We start from the raw sequence: 26,061 nt of genomic DNA, 5'->3' as shown, positions 1-26,061 counted from the left end.
TGTTTGTTATTTTATAAGCTATCACTGAGTTATTACGTAATAACCAGTCACGTTTAAACTATCTGGAGGTAAATTATAATGAAACGAATCTTACTTGCTGTAACAGGCGGTATAGCTGCATATAAAGCCATCGATTTAACGAGTAAATTAACGCAAGCTGGATATGATGTGAGCGTTATGCTTACAGATCATGCACAAGAATTTGTAACCCCTTTAGCTTTTCAGGCGATAGGAAGAAATCCCGTATATACAAGTACATTTATTGAACAAAACCCTAAAGAAATACAACATGTTGCATTAGGGGACTGGGCAGATGCAATTGTAGTTGCGCCAGCGACTGCCAATACAATTGCTAAATTAGCACATGGTATTGCTGATGACATGGTGACTTCAACATTAATAGCTACAGAAACGCCCAAATTTGTTGCACCAGCAATGAATGTGCATATGTACGAGAATAATAGAACGCAGCAAAACATGGCCACATTACGTTCAGATGGTTATTATTTTCTTGAACCAGGTGAAGGTTATTTAGCATGTGGATACGTTGCAAAAGGTCGTATGGAAGAGCCTTTGCAAATTGTAGAAAGATTAAATTTATTTTTCAAGGACATGCAACAGAATCAAACTACAAAAGAAAGTCGATTTGAAGGTGTGCATGCTTTAGTTACAGCTGGCCCAACTATCGAAGAGTTAGATCCAGTTAGATACTTGTCAAATCGTTCCTCTGGAAAAATGGGGTATGCTTTAGCTGAGTCTTTAGAGAAACGAGGAGCAATAGTAACTTTGGTTTCAGGTCCAACAAATATCGCGCCTCCAGAAAATGTAGATACGATTCAAGTTACTAGCGCAGAAGAAATGTTTAAAGTAGTTAAAAACCGTTTTGAAACACAGGATATCATATTCAAAGCTGCTGCAGTATCAGATTATGCCCCTGTAGAAACATTGGACCATAAATTGAAAAAACAAGATGGAACATTATCTGTTACGTTTAAACGTACACCTGATATTTTGAAGTATTTAGGTGAACACAAGACCAGTCAATTTTTAGTAGGCTTTGCTGCAGAGACACAAAACATCGAAACGTATGCGCAACAAAAATTAAAACATAAAAATGCAGATGTCATTATTGCTAATAATGTAGGTGATCGTACAATAGGGTTTAGTTCGGATGACAATGACTATACGATGTACTTTGAAAATGGTAATGAGACGCATTTAGGTAAAGCCAAGAAAGTCATTTTAGCGGAGCGTATACTAGACAGTTTAGAAAATAGGTGGCAATAAAATGATAGCAAAAGTAATTGTTGATATACCTTCTAAGAGTGTAGATTTCACCTTTGACTATATCATTCCTTCTAGATTGCAATCAATGATACAAGTAGGTATGCGTGTAGTGGTTCCTTTTGGCCATAGGACGATACAAGGTTATGTCATGGTGATTACAGAACAGCCAGATAATAGTATAGATATATCGAAATTAAAAGAAATCAAAGAAATTCAAGATATCAAGCCAGAGTTGACCCAAGAACTTATTGAATTAACAGATTGGTATAATAATTATTTTGTTACCAAACGTATTTCAATGTTGGAAGTTATGTTACCGAGTGCAATCAAAGCGAAGTATACAAAAGTTTTTTCTGTGGTAGATTCGGAAGCTGTTCCATTACAATTGCAACGAAGATTTAATGAAGAAGGTCATTATTTATATAAAACAGCACAACAAAATGACGATTTAGCCACCATAGCACCACTATTAAAAAATGGTGCAATTGAGGAAGTTACTATACTTTCTCAAAAGCTCAGTAAAAAGAAACAACGTGCGGTGAGAGTGATTGAAGACTTTGATTATGACGCCGTTTTAGGGTCGTTAGAAAAGTCACCTAAGCAATATGATTTATATGCCTATTTAGTTGATGAACGTCATCATACAGTAATGTTAAAACATATAGAAGAAATGGGATTCTCAAAATCAAGTGTAGATACATTAACACGTAAAGCTTATATAGAGAAATATGATGCGATCGTAGAACGCGACCCATTTGAAACACGAGTTTTTGAAAAAGATGAAAAGCAACTACTTACATCTGAACAACAACAAGCTTTTGATGCAATTTTAGAAACCATCAAAACGCATGAACAACGGACATTTCTATTACATGGTGTTACAGGTTCGGGAAAGACCGAAGTTTATTTACAAACAATCGAGGAAGTATTAAATCTAGATAGACAAGCGATGATGCTCGTACCGGAAATAGCACTTACGCCGCAAATGGTATTGAGATTTAAACGTCGATTTGGTGATGAGGTTGCAGTATTACATTCTGGTTTATCCAAAGGTGAGCGGTATGATGAATGGCAAAAGATAAGAGATGGTAAAGCACGCGTAAGCGTTGGCGCACGGTCAAGTGTATTTGCACCATTTAAAGATTTAGGAATGATTATTATTGATGAAGAACATGAATCTTCATATAAGCAAGAAGACTATCCAAGATATCACGCTAGAGATATTGCACAATGGCGTAGTCAGTATCACGATTGTCCGTTGATATTAGGAAGTGCGACGCCAAGTTTAGAGAGCTATGCAAGAGCAGATAAAGGTGTTTATGAATTATTATCTTTACCACATAGAGTGAATCAACAGGCGATGCCAGAAATAGAAATTGTCGACATGAGAGCCGAGTTGAGTGCAGGTAACCGGTCTATGTTTTCAGGACAATTACGAGAAGCAATTCAACAACGATTAGATCGCAAAGAACAAATTGTATTGTTTTTAAATCGTCGTGGTTATGCCTCGTTTATGTTGTGCCGTGATTGCGGACATGTGCCACAATGTCCAAACTGTGACATCTCATTGACGTACCATAAATCAACCGATCAATTAAAATGCCACTATTGTGGCCATCGGGAAACACCTCCTAATAAATGTCCAAGCTGTGAAAGTGAGCATATCAGACAAGTAGGTACTGGTACGCAACGTGTGGAAGAGCTTTTACAAGAGGCGTTTCAAGAAGCGCGTATTATCCGTATGGATGTAGATACAACATCTAGAAAAGGCGCACATGAAAAATTATTAGATGATTTTGGTGCTGGTAAAGGGGATATTTTATTAGGTACTCAAATGATTGCCAAAGGATTAGATTTTCCCAATATCACGCTTGTGGGTGTCTTGAATGCAGATACGATGTTAAATCTACCTGACTTTAGAGCAAGTGAGCGTACATATCAATTGCTAACACAAGTTGCAGGTCGTGCAGGACGTCATGAGAAAGAAGGAGAAGTCATTATACAAACCTACAATCCAGAACATTATGCAATTAAAGATGTTCAAGATAATGACTATACTGCTTTTTTTCAAAAAGAAATGAATTACAGAAAAATAGGTAAATATCCACCTTATTTCTTTATGATTAACTTTACCATTGCACATAAAGATATGAAAAAAGTTATGGAAGCTTCTAAACATATTCATAAAGTTTTGTTACAACATCTAACAGAGAAAGCACTAGTACTAGGGCCATCACCAGCAGCATTATCAAGAATAAATAACGAGTATCGCTTTCAAATCCTAGTTAAATATAAAAATGAACCTGCGTTACACGAGGCGTTGAAATATTTAGATGATTATTATCATGATTTGTACTTAAAAGATAAATTATCATTAAGAATAGATATTAACCCACAAATGATGATGTAAAAAAGTGCTTAAGTGGCTTGATTATAGTCGTCACAGTGACAATAGAGATTATTAACATGAACTACAGGAGAGAAAAGGGCAGATGGTTTAATTGGGAATGTTTTCTAACTTCTTAATTAACTATTTGCCCTTTTTTATTATATGTGTGTATATCATAGTAGTTGTTTTCAAAAATTGTTTAACTAACATTGTTGGGGCTTTTTAATATATTTAAGGTTAAGTACTGTTACGGAAGTGATTATAAAACAAGTGACAAGAATGTAAGATGTAAAAGCGTTTTTTTCTGATAATATTATTTTAGTATCAAAGAAAAAATATTATTAAGGAGATTATCATGGCATTAGATACGAGGCGTAAACGAATTTTAGAATTAGATTATATGAGAGGATTTGCCTTACTTGGTATCATGCTTACGAATATAATTACTATATTTCATTTACCAATACCCATCAATCATGAACAAGCTAATTATTTAAAGTTTCTTGATTTTTTTATTGAAAGTAAATTCTTCACAATTTTTTCATTCTTGTTTGGAATGGGTTTTTATATATTTATTCGAAATAGTAAAGCTAAAGAATTAAATAGTACTATAGTTTTTATAAGGCGACTAGTTATTTTAGCGGGTTTCGGTATTGTGCATCAATTACTTCAGCCAGGGGAAGCGTTATTGTTATATTCAATCATGGGGCTATTATTAATACCAAGTTATTATTTAAATAAATATATAAATTTAAGTGTGGGGTTAATTTTGCTAGGTTTGTGTTTATATATAGGAAATAAAACGTTATTACCGATTCCATACTTTATATTGGGGCTTACAGCAGGACAATTTAATATTTTTGACAATGTAAAAAATAAAGTGTTAGTGGTATTAATGAGCGTATCTGGTTTATTATCACTAGCCAGTTGGATTATGTTAAGTAAGTTTTATGTATTTCCAAATTATAAATTTATAGATGGTGCTTTAAGTAAGGAAGTAATAAATAACTTTATTCAAGATAAAGCTATTTATGAACATTTAATAATTATTACTAGTCCATTTATAGCATTATTTTATGTCTCTTTATTATTGTTAAGTGTTAGAGTTCAAATTTTGCGCAGAATCTTATGCCCATTGCAACTATATGGGAGAATGGCACTTACAAATTATATAGGACAGACTTTATTAATATACTTAGCGATATTACTTATAGGTAATGGGCGTATAGATTATATAGATACTTTATGGATTTGTATTACGGTCTATATTTTTCAATTGATATTCAGTGCGTGGTGGTTGAAATACTTTGAATATGGACCATTGGAATATATTTGGCGTTTAGGAACTTATTGGAAGCTGTTTAGTATAATTAAAAAATAATTTTAATATTCGAGTAATAATATTGGCGTCTGTCGTCTATATTATATATCATGTTGCAAATTACAATAAGAAAATTGTCATCTTTTGAAGAGGTGTGACAATGATAAAACATGCTTTAAGTTTTTTGTGATTCTTCGAATGCTTTAATATTCTTTTCTGTAAAAAAGATTATAAGCAAAATTAACAGAATCAGACTAACGAATTGTAGAATCATAGACATAGCTTTTAAGTTTACAATAAGATCAATTATTAGCCATATCGTTCCTACATATATAAAGTAACGATTAAATAATTTACTATATTTTATAAATTCATTTTGTGCTACACACCAGTTTTGCTCATTTTTTAAGGCACGAGGTGTTCTATAACCTAATAATAAATTCCTGTGTTCAGTTAATAATTTATGATGTTTTTCGTAAATTGTAGAAATCATCATATTAATCAACACTACTATAAATAGAATAATATATATCACATCCCTATCTATTCAATTTGAACATATAATGATTATAGTGAAAAGTTATTTTTAGATAAAAGGTTAGTAGGTTCCAAGAAAGGACTGTACTTCATTTGCTGAAATGATTGTGTATCGTGTTTTGATTACACAGGTGAAGTGATAGATACATGAACAAATAATCGGTGAATAAAAGTAAATATTAAGATAACTGCGTCGTATAAATTATGAAAATTTATACGACGTATATTTTTTGTTACGAGATTTGAAATATTTATTGTTGTTACAAAAGCACATCAAAGAATTATAATTTTATAAAACTAAAAATTTTTATATATTTAATGAAATAATTGTTGTAATATTAAAATATGTTAATTTATAAGATATATAATTTAGGGGGATATTTAATGAAAAAAGTTTTGTTGTCAATATTATTAGTTGTTGTTTTTGCAATTGCACTTCCTATAAATAAAGGAAATACCGTTCAAGCTGCTGAACAACATAACTCAGTTGTTTTTGTACATGGAATTGGAGGTACCGCTAGTAATTTTTATAGTATAGAGAGATACTTAGCTTCACAAGGATGGAATAGTAATCAATTTTATGGTGTTGAATTTTATAATAAACAAGGTTCTAATATCACTAATGGCCCACAATTAAAACGTTACATTGACAGTGTTTTACAAAGAACAGGTGCCCAAAAAGTGGATATCGTAGCTCATAGTATGGGTGGAGCAAATACATTATATTACATAAAAAATTTAGGTGGAGGAAATAAAGTGGATAACGTAGTAACACTAGGTGGTGCTAATGGTCTAACGACAAACCAAGCATTACCTGGTACGGATCCTAATGATAAAATACTTTATACATCTATTTATAGTTTGACAGACGGTATAGTAGCTCCAAGTCTTTCAAGGTTATATGGTGGTAAAAACATTCGATTAACAGGTATTGATCATTTAAGTCTACTCGTTAATTCTCAAGTTAAGGGATACATTAAAGAGGGACTAAATGGTGGCGGAGAAAACACAAATTAAAAGTATTTTTATAAAAAAGATATAACACTTCAAAAGCACCAATCTATGAATGCATTCATAGATTGGTGCTTTCTATATAAATCTTTGCATAACATAAGGCATGCTTGATAACTGTTGAATTTTATATGGCTAATAGTTAAAGTGTTACATTACCGTTTGAATCAGCAGGTTTAAATGCCACTAAAACACCACTAATGATAGCTAAGATGTGAGGAATCGCTGTCCAACAAAATAATATGTGTAAGAGACCTTGCATATTTTTGCCAGCATAAAATTTATGCACGCCAAAACTACCTAAGAAAAAAGCTAGTAAAATATAAATGATTTTATTTACTTCCATCGTCTTTCCTCCTTAATTATAGATAAAATATAAAGATTGCTTATTGACTATAGATTAAATTTGACACTATATCACAGTGCTTAAATTTAAACTGTAATGCGGTAAAATAATAAAATACTTCATTCTAGTTGATTATACCTTTATTATCCCAATGCTGCTGTGAATAGTCAAACGATGGGAATATTGACAGTTTGGTATGGATTAAGTCAATCATAAAATATACTAAAACCATAGGAATTGTTAGAAAAATATACGAATTTATAAAAAAAATATCCAATTTAAATTTGCATTTAATACATATTGCAGTTATATTAAATAGTAACGAGTCCAATATAAATTTTAATCATATTTATTTAAGTTATTGATAATGTAGCGATATTACTAAGTGAGTTATGTATACATTGATGGATCACTAACGTTCATCAAGTAAATTTATTGCGTAAGGGGTTATGCCTATGAGTTTATTAAGTAATAGAGAAGCAACAGGCTTAAGTATTGAAGAATTATCAAATCGTCTAGCGTCATTGTATAAAACGAATTTGAGTCCCGAAAAAATAGAGCGCATAGAAACAAATGAATTAAAATTAGGCAATGATGAGGCTAAGATATTAGCAGAGTTTTTTAACACGACCTCCGAGGATATTGTCTGAATATTGCGAAAGTTAATTGTGTATTTTATAATGTTATGTTAAAGTGATTGATTTAAAAATGATACTGAAATATATGGGAGTGATAGATAAATGAGATTTAATGAATTTAATCAGCCTATTGGAGATCAAATAACGCATTTTGAAAAACCCTCCTTGCCTAATATAACAACGTTAGATGGGAACTACTGTCGTTTAGAAAAATTATCCTCAAATCATACTGATGATTTGTTTCGGCATTTTAGTGAGCCGGAAGATGCTCCCAATTGGACATATTTACCAGATGATCAAATCACAGATTATAAACAATTTCAGCAGTATATAAATAATAGAATAAGTTCAAAAGACCCATACTTTTTTTCAATCATAAATAAGAACAATAATGAAGCAATAGGTATAATCGCCTTATTAAGAATAGACCCTCAAAAAGGTTCTATTGAAGTGGGGCATATCCATTATGCAAATGTATTAAAACGAACACGCATTGCTACAGAAGTACATTATTTGTTGGCATCCTACATATTTGATACATTAGGATATCGTAGGTATGAATGGAAATGTGATGCACTCAATGAGCCTTCAAAAAAAGCAGCACAAAGGTTAGGGTTCAAATATGAAGGAACATTTAGAAACCACTTAATATATAAAAATAGAAATAGAGATACATGTTGGTTGTCCATTATTGAAAGCGAATGGCAAGACATCAAACACAATTATGAAGAATGGCTAAATGAAAATAACTTTGATGAATCAGAGAAACAATTGAATAAGCTTTCCATATAAACCAAAGCAAGTAGGTGGAGTTAAATAAGCCTTCAAATAGTTAGAACTATAAAGAAGATGAGTCTCAATTCATTGAGATTCATCTTCTTTAATTTTTTAATTTCAAATAAATTAGAAGCTTCACTAAGCATATAATTGGATTATGAGCTTAGATAGATTGATACTTTTATGTGAAGCATGGTGCATTTTCATATAAAATAAGTTATAATGATATGATGAAATTTTCTAAGGAGAAAATAGTATGACGATAAAACAGCTTGTTGCAAGTCAACACCCAATTCTAAAAAAATCTATTCCTGAAGTCACAATATTTGATAAGCAATTAGAACAATTGTTACTCGATTTAGAAGATACAATGTATGACGTCGAGGCATCAGCTTTATGCGCTCCACAAATTGGCATTGCACAAAAAGTAGCGATCATTGATATGGAAGCGGATGGCTTGTTACAACTGATAAATCCTCAATTGATAAGTGAATCCGATGAAAAAGTTACGGACCTTGAAGGGTCTATTAGTATTCCGGATGTTTTCGGTGAAGTAACACGCAGTAAAATGATTGTAATAAAAAGCAATGATAAAAAAGGTAATGAAGTAGAAATGACTGCATATGATGATATTGCTCGCATGATATTACATATGATTGACCATTTTGAGGGTAAGTTATTTACAGAACGTGTAGAGAAATTTTTAAATGAAGCTGAATTGGAGGCGTATTTTAACAATGAGTAAAATCATCTTTATGGGAACACCTGATTTTTCAACGAAAGTATTAGAAATGTTAATTGCTGAACATAACGTGATAGCAGTTGTAACACAACCAGATCGACCAGTTGGTAGAAAACGTAAATTAACACCGCCACCTGTGAAAGAAGTAGCAGTTGAACATGGTATTCCAGTCTACCAGCCAGAAAAATTAGCGCAATCAGAAGATTTACAAACACTTATTGAATTAAATGCTGATCTAATTGTTACAGCAGCTTTTGGACAATTATTACCTGAAGCATTATTAGCTTCACCTAAATTAGGTGCTATTAATGTCCATGCATCATTGCTTCCTAAATATAGAGGTGGCGCACCAATCCACCAAGCAATTATTGATGGGCAAAAAGAAACTGGTATTACAATTATGTATATGGTTAAAAAGTTAGATGCAGGAAATATTATTTCTCAAAAAGCAATAGAAATTGAACATCAAGATGATGTGGGGACAATGCATCAAAAATTAAGCTTTTTAGGCGCGGATTTATTAAAAGAGACGTTGCCATCTATTATTAATGGTACGAATGATAGTGTGCCACAAGATGATAGTGAAGCGACATTTGCGTCTAATATTCGTCGTGAAGACGAAAAAATTGATTGGACGTTACCCGCTGAAGCTATATACAACCAAATTCGAGGTCTTTCACCGTGGCCGGTGGCATATACTGTAATGGATGATGGAAATATGAAAATATATGCATCGCGAATTGAAAAAGATAAAACAGGAACACCTGGCACAATTATTGAAACAACTAAAAAAGCGATCATTGTGGCTACTGGTTCGGAAGATGCAATTGCTTTAACTGATATACAAGTAGCTGGTAAAAAACGAATGCTTGCAGCAAATTATTTGAGTGGCGTACAGACGTCGCTCGTGGGGAAGGTATTATCATGACAATAGAAAATAATGTTAGAGAATTAGCGTTTGAAACGTTGCAAGACATTATGAATGATAAAGCATATAGTAATATCATTATAAACGACGTGTTATCAAATAATGAATTAAATCGTGCGGACAAAGGATTATTTACCGAACTTGTATATGGTACATTAAAAAGAAAATTTACTTTAGATTATCTTTTGAAGCCATTTGTACAAACTAAACTTAAAGGTTGGGTGAGACAACTTTTATGGATGAGTATCTATCAATATGTATATTTGGATAAAGTACCAGAACATGCAATTATCAATGAAGCTGTGGAAATTGCAAAACATAAAGGTGGACCTCATAATGGTAATGTTGTAAATGGTATTTTACGAAATATTATGCGTAGCGAATTACCAGATTTCACTGAAATTACTGATGATAAAAAAAGAATAGCCATTGAATACAGTTTACCTAAATGGTTAGTAGATCATTGGGCAACACATTTTGGAATTGAACAAACCGAAGCTATCGCACAGTCATTTTTAACAAAAGTAACACAAACTGTTCGAGTGAATGTGACAAGAATTACGATTGAAGATGCAATAAGAAGGTTAGTAGATGATGAATATATTGTTGAACAGGATAAAGAAATTGAAACTTGTTTACATGTCAGTGGGAAGCCAATTATTGATTCTCGTATGTTTAAAGATGGTTTAGTATCTATACAAGATAAAAGTTCAATGTTTGTTGCTCAGCTAATGGATTTACAAGAGGGCGATGAAGTCTTAGATGCTTGTAGTGCACCTGGTGGGAAAGCGTGTCATATCGCAGAAGTGTTAAACGGCACAGGACATATTGATGCAACGGATATACATGAACATAAAATAGACTTAATAGATTTTAATATTAAAAAATTACGATTGTCTAACATTTCAGCATTTGAACACGATGCAACCGAAAAATATGATAAAGTGTATGATAAGATTTTAGTTGATGCACCTTGTAGCGGTTTAGGTGTATTAAGACATAAGCCTGAAATTAAATATGAACAGTCACAACATACTATTAATTCACTCGTTGAGATTCAACTAGAAATTTTAAATAATGTTAAAGATAACTTGAAACCAGGCGGTACGCTTGTTTATTCTACGTGCACTATTGAACAATTAGAAAATGAAAACGTAATATACACATTTTTAAAAGAAAATAATGATTTTGAATTCGATACATTTGAACACCCAATCACTGGAGAAAAAGTAAAAACGATGCAAGTTCTACCTCAAGATTTTAACTCTGATGGCTTTTTCATTACTAGGATTAAAAGAAAGGAAAATTAATTTATGATAACTGCAGATAAGAAGAAAAAGAACAAGTTTCTTCCCAATTTTGAAAAGCAATCAATCTATTCGATAAGATACGACGAGATGGAAGATTGGCTAGCACAAAAGGGTCAGCAAAAGTTTAGAGCGAAGCAAATTTTTGAATGGCTTTATGAAAAAAGAGTAGACAGCATCGATGAAATGACAAATCTTTCTAAAGAACTAAGAGAGATTCTTAACGAAAACTTTACGATGACGACAATGACTACAGTAGTAAAACAAGAAAGTCGAGATGGCACAATTAAGTTTTTATTTGAATTGCAAGATGGCTATACAATTGAAACAGTACTAATGAGACATGAATATGGAAACTCTGTATGTGTTACGACTCAAGTTGGTTGTCGTATTGGTTGTACATTCTGTGCATCTACATTAGGTGGATTGAAACGTAATCTAGAAGCTGGAGAAATTGTATCGCAAGTATTAACTGTTCAAAAAGCCCTTGATGAGTCTGAAGAACGCGTATCACAAATTGTAATTATGGGTATAGGAGAACCATTTGAGAACTATGATGAAATGATGGATTTCTTAAAAATTGTAAATGATGATAATGGTTTAAATATTGGTGCACGCCATATTACAGTTTCTACATCTGGTATCATTCCTCGTATTTATGATTTTGCAGATGAAGACATTCAAATCAACTTTGCTGTGAGTTTGCATGGTGCAAATGATGAAGTGCGTTCACGTTTAATGCCGATTAACAGAGCTTATAATGTTGAAAAACTAATGGAAGCTATTAATTATTATCAAGAAAAAACAAACAGACGTATTACATTTGAATATGGTTTATTCGGTGGCGTTAATGACCAAGTTGAGCACGCTAGAGAATTGGCACACTTAATACAAAAATTAAATTGCCATGTTAACTTAATACCAGTCAATCACGTACCAGAAAGAAATTATGTTAAAACACCTAAGGAAGACATTTTTAAATTTGAAAAAGAATTGAAACGTTTGGGTATTAATGCAACAATCAGACGTGAGCAAGGTGCAGACATCGATGCTGCATGTGGTCAACTAAGAGCTAAGGAACGACAAGTAGAAACGAGGTAGAGACATGCTAAAAGCACAATTTTTTACTGACACGGGTCAATATCGTGATAAGAACGAAGATGCAGGTGGTGTTTTTTATAACCAGACAGAGCAACAATTACTAGTACTCTGTGATGGTATGGGTGGACATCTTGCAGGTGAAGTAGCAAGCCAATTCGTAACAAATGAACTGCAACGTCGATTCGAAGAAGAAAATTTAATCGAGGCAGAACAAGCTGAGACTTGGTTGCGCAAAACACTAAAAAATATTAACCGTGAATTATATCAACAATCAGTAGAAAACCCAGAATACCAAGGTATGGGTACAACTTGTGTCTGTGCATTAATTTTTGATAACTATATCGTCGTTGCGAATATTGGAGATTCACGTGCCTATTTAGTAAATAGTAGAGAGATTGAACAAATTACAAATGATCATTCATTTGTGAATCATTTAGTTATGATAGGTCAAATTAGCGCTGAAGAAGCAATTAATCATCCACAACGCAATATCATCACAAAAGTCATGGGAACTGATAAATTAGTTACACCAGATATATTTGTGAAAAAAATAAAATTTTATGATTATTTGATGTTAAATTCTGATGGGTTAACTGACTTTGTACGTGATCCTATGATTCAAGATGCATTGATTCAAGAAGATGATTTGGAAACACATGGTCAAAATTTAATAGAACTTGCATTATCTCACCAAACCAATGATAATGTAAGCTTAGTTTTGGCTGAGATTGAAGGTGATAAAGTATGATAGGCAAGATAATAAATGATCGCTATAAAGTGAGTAAGAAGCTTGGTGGCGGTGGAATGAGTACTGTCTATCTTGCAGAAGACTCGATACTCAACCGTAAAGTAGCAATTAAAGCAATCAGGATTCCAGCTGGTGAAAAAGAAACAACAATCAAAAGTTTTGAGCGAGAGGTACATAATCTTACTCAACTATCACATAATAATATTGTTAATGTATTTGATGTGACAGAGAATGATGAAAACTTCTTTTTAGTAATGGAATACATACAAGGTCTAACATTATCAGAATATATTAAACAACATAAACCGTTAGACGTTCAAACAGTATTGAATTTTACTAAACAAATTATTGATGGGATTAAGCACGCTCATGATAACCAAATTGTTCATCGTGATATTAAACCTCAAAACATTTTAGTAGATGAGAATCAAACATTGAAAATATTGGATTTCGGCATAGCTAAAGCGCTAAGCGAAACGACAATGACTCAGACCAATCATGTATTAGGTACTGTTCAATATCTTTCACCTGAACAGGCGCGAGGCGAGTCGACTGATAACGGTACTGATATTTATTCTATAGGTGTCGTATTGTATGAAATGCTTGTGGGTAAACCACCATTTACTGGAGAGACGGCCGTTGGAATTGCGATAAAACATATTCAAGATCCAATGCCTAATGCTACAGATAAACGTTCAGACATACCTCAAGCTTTAAGTAATGTGGTATTAAAAGCAACTGAAAAAGATAAAGCAGATCGTTATCTCGCTGTTAATGAAATGCAAAATGATTTAGATAGTGTGCTCGCTGATAGTCGTAAGGATGAAGCAATATACCAATCAGATGAGGCAAATGCTAAAACAGTACCTATTAATAAGGCGGAAATTGCTAATCAAGCTCGTGAAGAAGATAAAGAGAAAAATATTAAACAAACGATGCAAATTCCGATCGTCAACCAGCAGCAATTTCAATCTAGTGAAGAACATGTTTATGGAACGGCGACGCGAAAACGTTCCAAGAAAAAGAAAGTTATTTACAGTTTGATTATAGTGTTGTTATTATTTGGCTTATTTGGATTTATGGCAATGGGCATGTTTGGTAATAAATATTTAGAAACGCCAGACTTATCAGGGAAAACTGAAAAAGAAGCTGAAAGCATTCTGAAAGATAATAAGTTAGAACTTGGTGACATTTCGCGTGAGTATAGCAATAAATACTCAGAAAATAAAATTGTTAAAACAACACCTGAAAAAGGTGAGCGATTAGAGCAAAGAAGTAAGGTTGATATTGTATTATCTAAAGGACCTGAAATGGTAGACATGCCTAGCCTATATGGTTTACCTAAAGATGAAGCTTTAGAGAAACTTAAAAAGTTAGGAATCAAAGATGTCAAAGTTGAAGAGTCATATTCTAAGAATAATATGGCGAAAGGACTTATTGAAGCTCAAAATGTAAACCCTGGTGATAAAGTTAAAATGAATAACGGTGAAATTACATTAACTGAATCTTTAGGTACTAAACAAGTTTATGTGGAAAACTATGAGAAGAAACCTTTAAGTTCTGCTAAGACAGCGTTGGAAGATAAAGGATTCAAAGTTATAGTTACAGAAGAACGAGAAGACGACAAAGTTAAAAAAGATAGCATCATTAGCCAATCACCTAAAGATGAAGAAGTAGATGAAGGTTCAACTATTGAATTTACAGTTTCTAAAGGCGCTGCCAAAAAAGATACTGATGCTAAGAAATCTGAAGAAGATGACAAAGCAAAAGATAGTGATGATGAAGCTCAAACGAAGAATTATACAGAAACGTATGAAATCCCATATACAGGTAAAGATGACAAGAGTCAAGAAGTTAAGGTATATGTAAGAGATAAAGACGATGAAGGAACTTCAGCTTCACAAACATTCAAGATTAAAAATAATAAATCTATAAAAATACCGATGACAATTGAAAAAGGTAAAACAGCAGGCTATACCATACGCGTTGATGATAAGATTGTAGCAGATAAAGATATCCCCTATGATTTTTAGAGACACTTAACGAACGCAGTGAGTTTAGTGTCTCTTATGCAAGTGAAACACTTGCGAACCAAGAGAACGCAGTGAGTTTAGTGTCTCTAATTTTGCACTTTACAGATAAACACCATTTCGACAAAATAAATTGTCGAAATGGTGTTTTATTTTAATATAAAATAAACTAAAGTGATATGTATATTAACATTTTCACTATTTTAGAAAATATAATAGTGGATTTTACTCGAAATAGCCTAAAATCATATTTAAATTAAAATTGCTTTGCTATAATATATAACGTAATAGCTTTTAAAAGAGGGGTGCCTAATTGAAAACAGGACGCATCATTAAATCAATCAGTGGCGTGTATCGTGTAGATGTTAAAGGACAAATGTATGATACTAAGCCGCGAGGTCTTTTTAGAAAAAATAAATTTTCACCAATTGTTGGAGATGTCGTAGACTTCGAAGTAGAAAATGTAAATGAAGGTTATATTCATCATGTGCATAGTAGGAAAAATGAAATAAAACGACCACCTGTCAGTAATGTAGATCATCTGATTATAGTGATGAGCGCGGTTGAGCCAGATTTTTCAACGCAATTATTGGATAGGTTTTTAGTCATTGCACATTCATACCATTTACGACCACGTATTCTAGTGACTAAAAAAGACTTAGCTTCAGATGAAACACAACAAAAAGTATCTCAATTATTAAATGTATATGAAGAAATGGGTTATAAAACACAGTTTATTAGTATGCACGATGATATAAAAAAAGTCTTTTTAGAGTGGGGAGACGGTTTAGCCGTATTGAGTGGACAGTCTGGCGTAGGCAAATCGACACTATTAAATCAATATTATCCAGAATTAATGTTAGAAACGCAACATATATCTAAATCATTAAATAGAGGCCGTCATACAACAAGGCACGTAGAACTATTTGAACGTAGTCATGGTTTTATTGCAGATACGCCAGGTTTTAGTGCATTAGATTATGATCATATTCAAAAAGATGATATAAAAAAATATTTTATGGAAATCAATGAATACGGTGAACACTGTAAATTTAGAGATTGTAATCATGTTAAAGAGCCGAAATGTAATGTTAAAGCTGAATTGGAAAAAGGAAATATTGCCCAGTTCAGGTACGACCATTACTTACAACTTTTCAATGAAATTGCAAATAGAAAGGAAAGATATTAAGTGGTAAAGCTATATCCATCATTATTATCAACAGATTTTTTAAAGTTACAAGAAGAATTAACAGCATTAGAAGAAGCTGGGGTAGACGGTGTACATTTCGATGTTATGGATGGCCAATTTGTGCCCAATATTTCTATCGGGTTACCAATTTTAGATGCGGTACGTAAAGGAACGCATTTACCAATAGATGTACACTTGATGATTGAAGAACCTGAAAAATATGTTGAGTTATTTGCAGATCATGGTGCTGATATGATTTCGGTACATGTGGAAGCAACACCACATATTCATAGAGTGATAGAACAAATTCTATCTAAGAATGTAAAAGCAGGTGTAGTTATCAATCCAGGGACACCGGTGAGTTCGATTTTACCTATAATCAAAATTGTGGATTTTGTCTTAGTAATGACTGTAAATCCAGGTTTTGGTGGTCAAACATTTATTAATGAATCTATAGAAAAACTTGATAAATTATCAAAAATCAAAAATGATTTAAATTTGAGTTTTGATATTGAAGTAGACGGTGGAATTAATGACGAAACGGTAGAATCTGTAGTAAGCCATGGTGCTACAATGTTAGTGGCAGGATCATACTTTTTTAAACATGAGGATTATAAAGAGGTAACCAAGATATTGAAAGGCTGAGATAGATGAAAGTTAATTTGTTATGTGGTGATAGAAATTTACCGAAAGATATATTACAGGTACAAAAAGAGACTCACTGGATAGGTATAGATCGGGGAGCGCTAATTTTAATAGAAGCAGGAATTATTCCACAATTTGCAGTGGGTGATTTTGACTCTGTTACAAATGAAGAAAAAGCTTATATAGAATCACATATTACAATTAATCCACTTAACTCAGAAAAAAATGATACAGATTTAGCTTTGGGTATTGAACAAGCTGTAGCTAGTGGGTATAAGGAAATTTGTGTATATGGCGCAACCGGAGGAAGACTAGATCATTTTATGGGAGCGCTTCAGACATTAGAAAAGTCGGAATATACTCAACAGAATATTGGTATTAAGATTATCGATGAAAGTAATGAAATTCAATTTTTAAAAAAGGGTAATCATCAGATCCAATATAGTCAATATTATCCATATATATCTTTTATCCCTGTTACATATCCAACAGTTATATCATTAGCTAAGTTTAAATACAATTTGGAAAATGAAATGCTTAAGTTAGGTTCTACTTTAACGATTTCAAATGAATTAAACAATGTAGAGGGAGAAGTGCAGATTTCAGAAGGCAATGTACTAATGATAAGAAGTAAAGATTGATTGATAAACAATGAAATAAAGCATAAAAAAAGACCATTCCTCCACATAAGGACTGGTCTTTTCGTGCATTATATTTATTAAACTCTAGTTACTTTACCAGATTTTAAAGCACGTGCAGAAACCCAAACTTTTTTAGGTTTTCCGTCTACAAGAATTCTAACTTTTTGAAGGTTAGCATTCCATCTTCTTTTAGAAGAATTTAAAGCGTGAGAACGATTGTTTCCAGTTGAAGCTTTACGACCTGTTACGAAACATTGTTTGCCCATGAAAGTACCTCCTTTAATAAATATAAATACACGTATCTACTACATACTTGAATAATGTACCACATCTCATTTGATATAGCAATATGAAGTTGCAATTTTTCATGTTTATTATTTTTGTTAGCGGTTAATTATGATATAATTGTAAAATGTGGGTAAATGTAGTATTTTCTTAAGTAGACAAATAGTGTAATGACTATTTTTATAACCATAAACTAGGAGGCCCTAATAAATGACGTTAGAAATCACGAATGATTATGGTAGTATAGATATTTCAAACGAAGTAATCGCTTCAGTTGTAGGTAGCAAAGCAGTTGAGTGTTACGGGATTGTAGGTATGGCTTCTAGACAACAGGTCAGAGATGGCATTGCTGAAATATTAGGGCATGAAAATTACTCTAAAGGCATTGTTGTCAAAGAAGAAAATGGTGTGATAAATGTAGATATGTATATTATTGTAAGTTATGGCACGAAAATTTCAGAAGTAGCAAGTAATTTACAGTCAACAGTGAAATATACATTAGAACAAACATTAAAAGTAAAAGTTAATTCAATAAATATATTTGTACAGGGTGTACGAGTGAATAACGGCACGAAAAACTAGGAGGACAAACGCACAATGGTTATCAAAATTAATGGTAAATTATTTGCCGAGATGATTATACAAGGGGCGCAAAATTTATCAAATCATGCAGACTTGGTTGATTCATTAAATGTGTATCCAGTTCCAGATGGTGACACAGGAACAAATATGAATTTGACGATGACATCAGGCAGAGAAGCGATAGAGCATAATATATCTCAGCACATCGGTGAACTTGGAAAAACATATTCTAAAGGTTTATTAATGGGTGCTAGAGGTAATTCTGGTGTTATCTTATCTCAACTATTTAGAGGTTTTAGTAAACAGTTAGAAGCATATGAAGAAATTAATGCGCGCCAGCTTGCTGAGAGTTTTAAAGCTGGTGTAGAGACTGCATATAAAGCAATTATGAAACCAGTAGAGGGCACAATATTAACCGTAGCTAGAGATGCAGCAGATGCAGCGATACATAAGGTAGAAGAGACGGATGATTGTATTGAACTTATGTCTTATGTTTTAGAAGAAGCTGAAAAATCACTTGAAAATACTCCGAATTTATTACCTGTATTAAAAGAGGTCGGTGTTGTAGATAGTGGTGGTAAAGGTTTAGTCTTGGTATATGAAGGTTTCCTTAAAGCTATGAAAGGGGAAACAGTTAGTTCTGAAGCGCCTAAACTAGATAAAGATTCATTAGTGAATGAAGAGCATGATTTTCATGGTGTGATCAACACGGAAGATATTGTTTATGGTTTCTGTACTGAAGTCATGGTGCGTTTTGATAAAAACAAAAGAGCGTTTGATGAACAAATATTTAGAGAAGATATGAGCGAATTTGGCGATTCATTATTAGTAATCAATGATGATGAGATAGTCAAAGTACATGTACACACAGAAACACCAGGTGATGTATTCAATTATGGTCAACAATATGGAGAGCTCATTAAGTTAAAAGTTGAAAATATGCGTGAACAACATCGAGAAGTTGTTAAAAAAGAAGAAACTTCACAACGTAACGCTACCAATTCTAAAACTGAAACTGTAGAGACAGCAGTCATTACAATTTCAATGGGTGATGGTATATCAGAATTATTTAAATCTATGGGAGCAACAAATATTATTAGCGGTGGCCAAACTATGAATCCATCAACTGAAGATATTGTGAAAGTAATTGAACAATCTCAATGTAAACGTGCAATTATTTTACCCAATAATAAAAATATTATGATGGCAAGTGAACAGGCAGCAGATATCGCAGGTGTTGAAGCAGTAGTCATCCCTACTAAGTCCATTCCACAAGGCATTGCAGCGTTATTTAATTATGATGAATCAGATACACTCATTGATAATAAATCACGAATGATTGAATCTCTTGAAGCTGTTACTTCAGGTGCTGTAACATATGCTGTAAGAGATACGACCATTGATGGCGTTGAAATTAAAAAAGATGCATTCATGGGATTGATTGAAGATAAAATTGTTACCAGTCATGTAGATTTATTAGAAACGGTTAAAGGTCTATTATCAGAAATGATTCATGAAGATAGTGAAATTATAACTATGATTGTGGGTGAAGATACAAGTGATGCTGTAACTTCACAAATTGAATCTTGGATTGAGTCGGCATATCCTGAGGTTGAACTTGATCAACACCATGGGCAACAACCAGTTTATCCATATTTATTTTCTGTGGAGTAAACGAAACATAAATGAACAATAGATTAAATATACGTAATTAGAGAATCAAATCTAATTACGTATATTTTTGTGTGAACCAAGCAATTGAGTTATATTATAAAGTTGAATGCTTATTCGTGGCTGTCTTGTCATTTCAACTTTAACAAGGCAACCAGTTTTAGTTTATAATATCTAGCTATCTTGTTATAATAAAACCGTCATATGTAAATGAAAGCGCAACACATTAGAAACATTAAAAATAAGAGTGGGGTATAAATATGAAATACAAAACAGTTTTCGACATTATTGGTCCTACAATGGTTGGTCCCTCCTCCTCTCATACTGCAGGCGCAGTAAGAATAGGACTTGTAGCGAAAGATTTATTTAATGAGACACCAAAACAAGTAGATATATATCTTTATGGTTCTTTTATGGAAACTTATAAAGGGCACGGTACAGATGTTGCATTGGTAGGAGGCTTATTGGGTTATGATACAGATGATGACCGAATACAAACGAGTCTGCAAACAGCTGAAGAGATAGGAATGAAAGTGAATTTTATAGAAATGGCTGAAGAAAGATCACATCCTAATACTGCTATCATCAATATGCGGGCGGCAGAGAAGGAAATTTCTGTTGAAGGCGTATCTATAGGTGGGGGCAAGATTGAGGTAGTAGCGATAAATGGCTTTAATATTGCTATTAGTGGGAATTACCCAGCACTACTTGTCTTCCATAAAGATACATTTGGCACGATTGGGAGCGTAGCTAAGATATTAGGAGATTCTAGTATTAATGTTGGTAGTATGCAAGTTTCTAGAAAAGAAAAGGGTGACCAGGCATTAATGACTTGTGAATTAGATGATGCTATTAATGATGAAATTATAAATCAAATTAAGAACGTCGATGGTGTAGTGACGGTATCACTCATGGGAGACGCCTAAACGGAGGGTAATACATGTTTAAAAGTGTGGAAGAATTAATAGCAATGTGTGAATCAAATGATAAAAAGATTCATGAAATTATGCTTGAGCAAGAAATGGAAGTAACAGGATTATCTGAAGCTGATGTTTATGCACATATGGATAAGAACCTGCAAACTATGGAGAATGCACTTGACGAAGGACTAGCAGGTGTAACATCTACAACAGGGCTAACAGGTGGAGATGCAGTATTAATCAAAGAATATTTGAAATCAGGAAAATCATTATCAGGACCGACATTATTAGATGCAGTGAGTAAAGCTGTAGCTACAAATGAAGTTAACGCAGCGATGGGTAAAATTTGCGCAACACCTACTGCTGGTTCTGCAGGTGTGGTACCAGGCGTGTTATTTGGACTTAAACCACGCTTAGAACCAACACGCAGAGACATGTTGAACTTTTTATTGACTGCAGGCGCATTTGGCTTCGTAGTTGCTAATAACGCATCAATCTCAGGCGCAGCAGGAGGTTGTCAAGCAGAAGTAGGTTCTGCGGCAGCTATGGCAGCAGGTGCAACTGTTGAGCTTGCAGGAGGCACGCCACAACAATCAGCTGAAGCTTTTGCAATTTGTTTGAAAAATATGCTAGGTTTAGTATGTGATCCAGTGGCTGGTTTAGTAGAAGTACCTTGTGTGAAACGTAATGCAGCAGGTGCTTCTAATGCAATTGTCTCTGCAGATATGGCTTTAGCAGGTGTGACTTCAAGGATACCTACTGATGAAGTTATTGAAGCAATGTATAAAATTGGACAAACAATGCCATCAGCTTTACGCGAGACTGGACGAGGTGGTTTAGCAGGTACGCCTACGGGTCAGCGTCTAAAACAAGAAATATTTGGTGATTAAACATGTCAAAAGTAAATTTAATAGATAGCCCATTTCCCTTATCCCAAATTAAAGGATTAGGACCGAAACGCTTAGCTGTACTTAATGAACTTAATATTTATACAGTTGAAGACTTGATTCTATATTTGCCAACACGTTATGAAGATAATACTGTGATTGATTTGAATGAAGCTGAAGACCAAGCGATAGTGACAGTGGTAGGTGAGGTATATTCAACCCCTACTGTCGCTTTTTTTGGTCGTAATAAATCAAAGTTAACAGTGCATATTATGGTGAATAACATTGCGGTAAAGTGCACTTTCTTCAATCAACCTTATTTGAAAAAGAAAATCGAATTACACGGTACAGTTACTGTAAAAGGTAAATGGAATAGAAGTAAACAAGAAATTAATGGAAATAGAATGTTTTTTAGTCAAAATATGATGGAAGAAGCTCAGTTTGAGCCTGTTTATCGGATTAAAGAAGGTATTAAACAAAAACCGTTAAGAGATATGATTCGCCAAGTTTTGGATGATGTAACCATTCATGAGTGGCTTACTGATGATTTACGTCAAAAGTATAAATTGGAATCACTTGAAGATACGATTAACGCTTTGCATTTTGCTTCTGATAAAGCCTCATTAATCAAAGCGCGTAGAACATATGCATTTACTGAATTGTTCATGTTTGAATTAAGAATGCAATGGTTAAATCGATTAGAAAAAACATCTGATGAAGCAATTGAAGTTGATTATGATATTCAATTAGTTAAGCATTTCATTGACAGTTTACCATTTGAACTGACAGATGCACAAAAGCATAGTGTGAATGAAATATTTAGAGATTTGAAAGCACCGCTTCGCATGCATCGCTTATTACAAGGTGATGTAGGTTCGGGTAAAACAGTTGTTGCTGCAATTTGCATGTATGCATTGAAAACAGCTGGGTTCCAATCGGCATTAATGGTACCTACTGAAATCTTAGCAGAACAGCATGCTGAAAGTTTGGTTGAAATCTTTGGAGATAGGATGAATGTTGCCTTATTAACCGGTTCTGTTAAAGGGAAAAAACGTAAATTATTATTGGAGCAACTAAATAATAATGAGATTGATTGTATTATTGGTACGCATGCACTTATTCAAGATGATGTTGTTTTCAATAATGTAGGACTTGTTATCACTGATGAACAACACCGTTTCGGCGTGAATCAAAGACAGCTGTTGCGGGAGAAGGGCGCTATGACTAATGTATTATTTATGACTGCGACGCCTATACCAAGAACGCTAGCAATATCTGTATTCGGTGAAATGGATGTTTCATCGATTAAGCAATTACCCAAAGGACGTAAACCTATAATAACGTCATGGTCGAAACATGAAGCGTATGAAAGTGTATTAAATCAAATGACTTCAGAACTAAAAAAAGGACGTCAAGCATATGTGATATGTCCGCTTATCGAAAGTTCTGAGCATTTAGAAGATGTTCAAAACGTAGTTGCTTTGTATGAATCATTACAGGCTTATTATGGAACGGATAAAGTGGGATTGTTACATGGGAAATTATCTTCTGATGAGAAAGATAATGTGATGCAACAATTCAGTAATCATGAAATTGACGTATTAGTATCTACTACAGTTGTAGAAGTAGGGGTAAATGTCCCGAATGCAACGTTTATGATGATATATGATGCGGATCGATTTGGCCTATCTACTTTACATCAACTTAGAGGGCGTGTAGGTAGAAGTGAGCAACAAAGCTATTGTGTACTTATTGCTTCTCCTAAAACTGAGACCGGTATAGAACGAATGAACATTATGACTCAAACAACAGATGGTTTCGAATTAAGTGAACGTGATCTTGAAATGAGAGGTCCAGGGGACTTCTTTGGCGTGAAACAAAGTGGTTTGCCAGATTTCTTGGTTGCCAATGTAGTAGAAGATTATAAAATGCTTGAAGTGGCAAGAGATGAAGCGGCAGAATTAATCCAATCAGGTGTATTTTTTGAACCACAATATCAAAGATTAAGAACGTTTATCGAAGAAAATTTATTGTATATGAGTTTCGATTAATCTAACACATATCGCTTAATTGAAACTGCTGATTACCTGTAACAGCTATCGCACATTAAATAAAAAGGCATGAGCTTAAAGAATTAAATTTCATCTTTAAGCTCATGCCTTTTTTAGTTAGAAGTTTTACAGCACTTATTTTAAAGTAGAAGCGTTGTCGTTATTCAGTAACGCCTACATCATTCCAAGCTTTATCAATAGCATCTGCTTCAGTACTATTGTCACCATATAATTGGTCTGCAGCTTCTTTAAGTGCAAGTTTTGCATCAACGAATTGAGAATTCGGTGTTAGGTATTGCGTTAAAGCTAAATAATATATTTGTTGGGCTTTATCTTTACCAATAGACTTGATTGTTAAGTATGCAGCTTTATTTGGTATACCACTATTTATATGTACGCCACCTTCATCTTCGGTACCTTGATAGTAATCACTCATATTTGCTGGTTGGTCATATTGTTCTGGATTAGATAAACTTCTTAAACCGTCACCATCTTTTCCAGGTGTGTATACATCTTCTCCCATTAACCAATCTTCTGGATCATTAAAGTAACCGAAAACGTCTGAGAAGGATTCATTTAATGCACCAGGTTGGTCATGATACTCTAACCCATCAGTATGTTCAGTAACAGCATGTGTTAATTCATGTGCAACGACATCGTTAGCAGCGGATAATGGTGCAAATTGTTTGCCATCGCCATCACCATAAATCATGTATTGACCAGTCCAAGCAGCATTGTTGTACTGTTTACCATAATGTACTACAGAGTCAATTTTACTGCCATTACCGTCTAAACTATTACGGCCAAAATTGTCTAAATAATAGTTGTAAACAGAATTAGCATAATAATGTGCATCTACGCCAGCGCGTTGTTCTTCTTTATCGAAATTAGTGTCACTGTTGACGATTGGTAAAGATAAATTTTCTGTACTATTTGCTGAGCGTGTTTCAATTTCAGCATCTTGTGATACATCATGTAACGTGTATTTACCAAGCGCAGAAGAAATATTTAACGGTGATTTTTCATCGCCATTGACACCAGTACCTTTACCTGTTGCACTAGCGTTTTCAATTAAGTCTTGTTTTTTTATAATTTCACCTGTATTCGCATCAACCTGTACTTTCCAATGTGCAGCTTTAGGGTGAATATAGTTAATCTCCACGTTATAAATTAATTTCTTTTTATCACTATTTATATCTAATTTATTATTGCTAATAACTGGATAACCTTTAATGTTACTTACATCACTTTTATCTATGCCGAGAGCTTGGAAAGCTTTGTCTTCAGCATCACTTTTTGTTAGTTTTTGGTTGTTTGTCAGTTCGATTTTTGGTTTATCTAAATTTCCGTTAATTAAAGTAACTTTGTTATTTTTGTTAACATGTATTTTAATTTTACTATCAGTTGCTGTTATATTGTCTTTCTTTGGGGTAAGGGTATAATGGGTCGCGCCCGTTTTATCTTGTTCTTTATCAACGACACTATATTGGTCGAATGCTGAACGCGTATAACTCTCATTTTGAGATTTATTTTGATCTTGAATTAGTTTTTGAGCATTTTCTTTTAATATACGCACTGGATCTTGATCATTGTTGATTTCTAAATTATCCAGCTGCTTTAATTGTTGAGGAGCAATCGTTTGCTGAGCCTCTTCTTTTGCTTCAGCCTCGGTGACGTTACTTAATAAAGCAATTGTAGCACTAGATAACAAAGTTGTTAGTAATAATTTTTTCATTTAAAAACCTCCTGAATGATATGCGGAACGAATAAATCTATTAAATTGTTAATTAATCATCATTATGCAATTAAAATTAGTTTAAATCAATAACTATTTCTAAATATATTAAAAATTTATAAAAGTGTAATTATTAAATTACATTGAATGTTTATTATATTAATTTTAGGGTTCAAAATGAGTTGCTGAGCAATTTATATGAAAATTTCGTAAAGTAGTATAAAAAGAATGTGTTAATGTGGTGTTATTTGTTGAGCATTATAAAAAGAAAGTGTTATGATGTGTTAGGAATG

Annotated in this window: 24 protein-coding genes; 20 read left to right on the top strand and 4 right to left on the bottom strand. The window is 33.3% G+C overall.

The annotated features are described in order from the left end of the window. The first annotated feature begins 78 nt into the window (after nucleotides 1-78). From coaBC to PYW31_RS08420, 3 genes are all read left to right on the top strand, one after another. On the top strand, nucleotides 79-1,287 hold the full coding sequence (gene coaBC, locus PYW31_RS08430) for a bifunctional phosphopantothenoylcysteine decarboxylase/phosphopantothenate--cysteine ligase CoaBC (RefSeq protein WP_046836197.1): 1,209 nt from the start codon (nucleotides 79-81) through the stop codon (nucleotides 1,285-1,287). 1 nt (nucleotide 1,288) lies between these two features. Further along, nucleotides 1,289-3,697, top strand: coding sequence for a primosomal protein N' (gene priA, locus PYW31_RS08425; RefSeq protein ID WP_046836198.1), 2,409 nt, complete (start codon nucleotides 1,289-1,291; stop codon nucleotides 3,695-3,697). 334 nt (nucleotides 3,698-4,031) lie between these two features. Continuing rightward, nucleotides 4,032-5,057, top strand: a complete 1,026-nt coding sequence (locus PYW31_RS08420) for a DUF418 domain-containing protein (protein WP_046836199.1) — start codon at nucleotides 4,032-4,034, stop codon at nucleotides 5,055-5,057. A 115-nt stretch (nucleotides 5,058-5,172) separates the two neighbouring features. Here the strand turns inward: PYW31_RS08420 and PYW31_RS08415 are convergent, their stop codons facing one another. After that, the gene (locus tag PYW31_RS08415) at nucleotides 5,173-5,532 is read right to left on the bottom strand and encodes an SdpI family protein (RefSeq protein ID WP_275115337.1); all 360 of its coding nucleotides are present in this window, start codon (nucleotides 5,530-5,532) and stop codon (nucleotides 5,173-5,175) included. A 386-nt stretch (nucleotides 5,533-5,918) separates the two neighbouring features. Here PYW31_RS08415 and PYW31_RS08410 point away from each other — a divergent pair, with 386 nt between their 5' ends. Beyond that, the gene (locus PYW31_RS08410) at nucleotides 5,919-6,551 is read left to right on the top strand and encodes an esterase/lipase family protein (protein WP_046836201.1); all 633 of its coding nucleotides are present in this window, start codon (nucleotides 5,919-5,921) and stop codon (nucleotides 6,549-6,551) included. A 136-nt stretch (nucleotides 6,552-6,687) separates the two neighbouring features. On the opposite strand, the gene PYW31_RS08405 is transcribed toward PYW31_RS08410, so the two are convergent. Continuing rightward, entirely contained in the window at nucleotides 6,688-6,891 is a 204-nt protein-coding gene (locus PYW31_RS08405; RefSeq protein WP_046836202.1) for a TM2 domain-containing protein, read from the bottom strand. Between the two features lie 455 nt (nucleotides 6,892-7,346). Between PYW31_RS08405 and PYW31_RS08400 the strand changes: the two genes are divergently transcribed. From PYW31_RS08400 to PYW31_RS08350, 11 genes are all read left to right on the top strand, one after another. Then, the gene (locus PYW31_RS08400; protein ID WP_046836203.1) at nucleotides 7,347-7,541 is read left to right on the top strand and encodes a helix-turn-helix domain-containing protein; all 195 of its coding nucleotides are present in this window, start codon (nucleotides 7,347-7,349) and stop codon (nucleotides 7,539-7,541) included. 90 nt (nucleotides 7,542-7,631) lie between these two features. Next, nucleotides 7,632-8,321, top strand: a complete 690-nt coding sequence (locus PYW31_RS08395) for a GNAT family N-acetyltransferase (protein ID WP_046836204.1) — start codon at nucleotides 7,632-7,634, stop codon at nucleotides 8,319-8,321. A gap of 241 nt (nucleotides 8,322-8,562) precedes the next feature. After that, entirely contained in the window at nucleotides 8,563-9,051 is a 489-nt protein-coding gene (locus tag PYW31_RS08390; protein WP_046836205.1) for a peptide deformylase, read from the top strand. Beyond that, nucleotides 9,044-9,976: a methionyl-tRNA formyltransferase gene (fmt, locus tag PYW31_RS08385; protein WP_046836206.1), complete on the top strand. Its 933-nt coding sequence runs from the start codon at nucleotides 9,044-9,046 to the stop codon at nucleotides 9,974-9,976. The genes PYW31_RS08390 and fmt overlap by 8 nt, the downstream gene beginning before the upstream one ends. A gap of 2 nt (nucleotides 9,977-9,978) precedes the next feature. Beyond that, a complete protein-coding gene (rsmB, locus tag PYW31_RS08380) occupies nucleotides 9,979-11,286 on the top strand; it encodes a 16S rRNA (cytosine(967)-C(5))-methyltransferase RsmB (RefSeq protein ID WP_235602245.1) in 1,308 nt (435 codons plus the stop codon). Between the two features lie 3 nt (nucleotides 11,287-11,289). Next, nucleotides 11,290-12,384 (top strand): dual-specificity RNA methyltransferase RlmN, encoded by a 1,095-nt coding sequence (rlmN, locus tag PYW31_RS08375; protein WP_046836208.1) that lies wholly within the window; start codon nucleotides 11,290-11,292, stop codon nucleotides 12,382-12,384. Between the two features lie 4 nt (nucleotides 12,385-12,388). Next, complete coding sequence (locus PYW31_RS08370) at nucleotides 12,389-13,132, top strand: Stp1/IreP family PP2C-type Ser/Thr phosphatase (RefSeq protein WP_046836209.1); 744 nt, start codon at nucleotides 12,389-12,391, stop codon at nucleotides 13,130-13,132. Then, nucleotides 13,129-15,165 (top strand): Stk1 family PASTA domain-containing Ser/Thr kinase, encoded by a 2,037-nt coding sequence (gene pknB / locus PYW31_RS08365; protein ID WP_046836210.1) that lies wholly within the window; start codon nucleotides 13,129-13,131, stop codon nucleotides 15,163-15,165. Before PYW31_RS08370 ends, pknB begins: the two co-directional genes overlap by 4 nt. Nucleotides 15,166-15,475: 310 nt before the next feature. Beyond that, nucleotides 15,476-16,351 carry a ribosome small subunit-dependent GTPase A gene (gene rsgA / locus PYW31_RS08360; protein ID WP_046836211.1) on the top strand — a complete coding sequence of 292 codons (876 nt, stop codon included), beginning with the start codon at nucleotides 15,476-15,478 and terminating at the stop codon, nucleotides 16,349-16,351. Then, entirely contained in the window at nucleotides 16,352-16,996 is a 645-nt protein-coding gene (gene rpe, locus PYW31_RS08355) for a ribulose-phosphate 3-epimerase (RefSeq protein WP_046836212.1), read from the top strand. Between the two features lie 5 nt (nucleotides 16,997-17,001). Then, a complete protein-coding gene (locus PYW31_RS08350) occupies nucleotides 17,002-17,637 on the top strand; it encodes a thiamine diphosphokinase (RefSeq protein WP_046836213.1) in 636 nt (211 codons plus the stop codon). A 77-nt stretch (nucleotides 17,638-17,714) separates the two neighbouring features. Here the strand turns inward: PYW31_RS08350 and rpmB are convergent, their stop codons facing one another. After that, nucleotides 17,715-17,903 carry a 50S ribosomal protein L28 gene (rpmB, locus tag PYW31_RS08345; protein ID WP_002483503.1) on the bottom strand — a complete coding sequence of 63 codons (189 nt, stop codon included), beginning with the start codon at nucleotides 17,901-17,903 and terminating at the stop codon, nucleotides 17,715-17,717. A gap of 229 nt (nucleotides 17,904-18,132) precedes the next feature. Between rpmB and PYW31_RS08340 the strand changes: the two genes are divergently transcribed. From PYW31_RS08340 to recG, 5 genes are all read left to right on the top strand, one after another. Beyond that, nucleotides 18,133-18,504: an Asp23/Gls24 family envelope stress response protein gene (locus PYW31_RS08340; RefSeq protein ID WP_046836214.1), complete on the top strand. Its 372-nt coding sequence runs from the start codon at nucleotides 18,133-18,135 to the stop codon at nucleotides 18,502-18,504. A 15-nt stretch (nucleotides 18,505-18,519) separates the two neighbouring features. Beyond that, the gene (gene fakA / locus PYW31_RS08335; protein ID WP_046836215.1) at nucleotides 18,520-20,178 is read left to right on the top strand and encodes a fatty acid kinase catalytic subunit FakA; all 1,659 of its coding nucleotides are present in this window, start codon (nucleotides 18,520-18,522) and stop codon (nucleotides 20,176-20,178) included. A 257-nt stretch (nucleotides 20,179-20,435) separates the two neighbouring features. Continuing rightward, on the top strand, nucleotides 20,436-21,101 hold the full coding sequence (gene sdaAB / locus PYW31_RS08330) for an L-serine ammonia-lyase, iron-sulfur-dependent subunit beta (RefSeq protein WP_046836216.1): 666 nt from the start codon (nucleotides 20,436-20,438) through the stop codon (nucleotides 21,099-21,101). 14 nt (nucleotides 21,102-21,115) lie between these two features. Further along, the gene (gene sdaAA, locus PYW31_RS08325; protein ID WP_046836217.1) at nucleotides 21,116-21,985 is read left to right on the top strand and encodes an L-serine ammonia-lyase, iron-sulfur-dependent, subunit alpha; all 870 of its coding nucleotides are present in this window, start codon (nucleotides 21,116-21,118) and stop codon (nucleotides 21,983-21,985) included. 2 nt (nucleotides 21,986-21,987) lie between these two features. Continuing rightward, a complete protein-coding gene (recG, locus tag PYW31_RS08320; RefSeq protein WP_046836218.1) occupies nucleotides 21,988-24,033 on the top strand; it encodes an ATP-dependent DNA helicase RecG in 2,046 nt (681 codons plus the stop codon). 160 nt (nucleotides 24,034-24,193) lie between these two features. Here the strand turns inward: recG and PYW31_RS08315 are convergent, their stop codons facing one another. After that, entirely contained in the window at nucleotides 24,194-25,768 is a 1,575-nt protein-coding gene (locus PYW31_RS08315) for a M4 family metallopeptidase (protein WP_046836219.1), read from the bottom strand. Nucleotides 25,769-26,061 lie beyond the last annotated feature (293 nt).

This window comes from Staphylococcus succinus (assembly GCF_029024945.1).
GTDB classification, from domain to species: domain Bacteria; phylum Bacillota; class Bacilli; order Staphylococcales; family Staphylococcaceae; genus Staphylococcus; species Staphylococcus succinus.
Note: the sequence above shows the minus strand (reverse complement) of the source record. Positions and strands in the feature narration are given on the sequence as shown.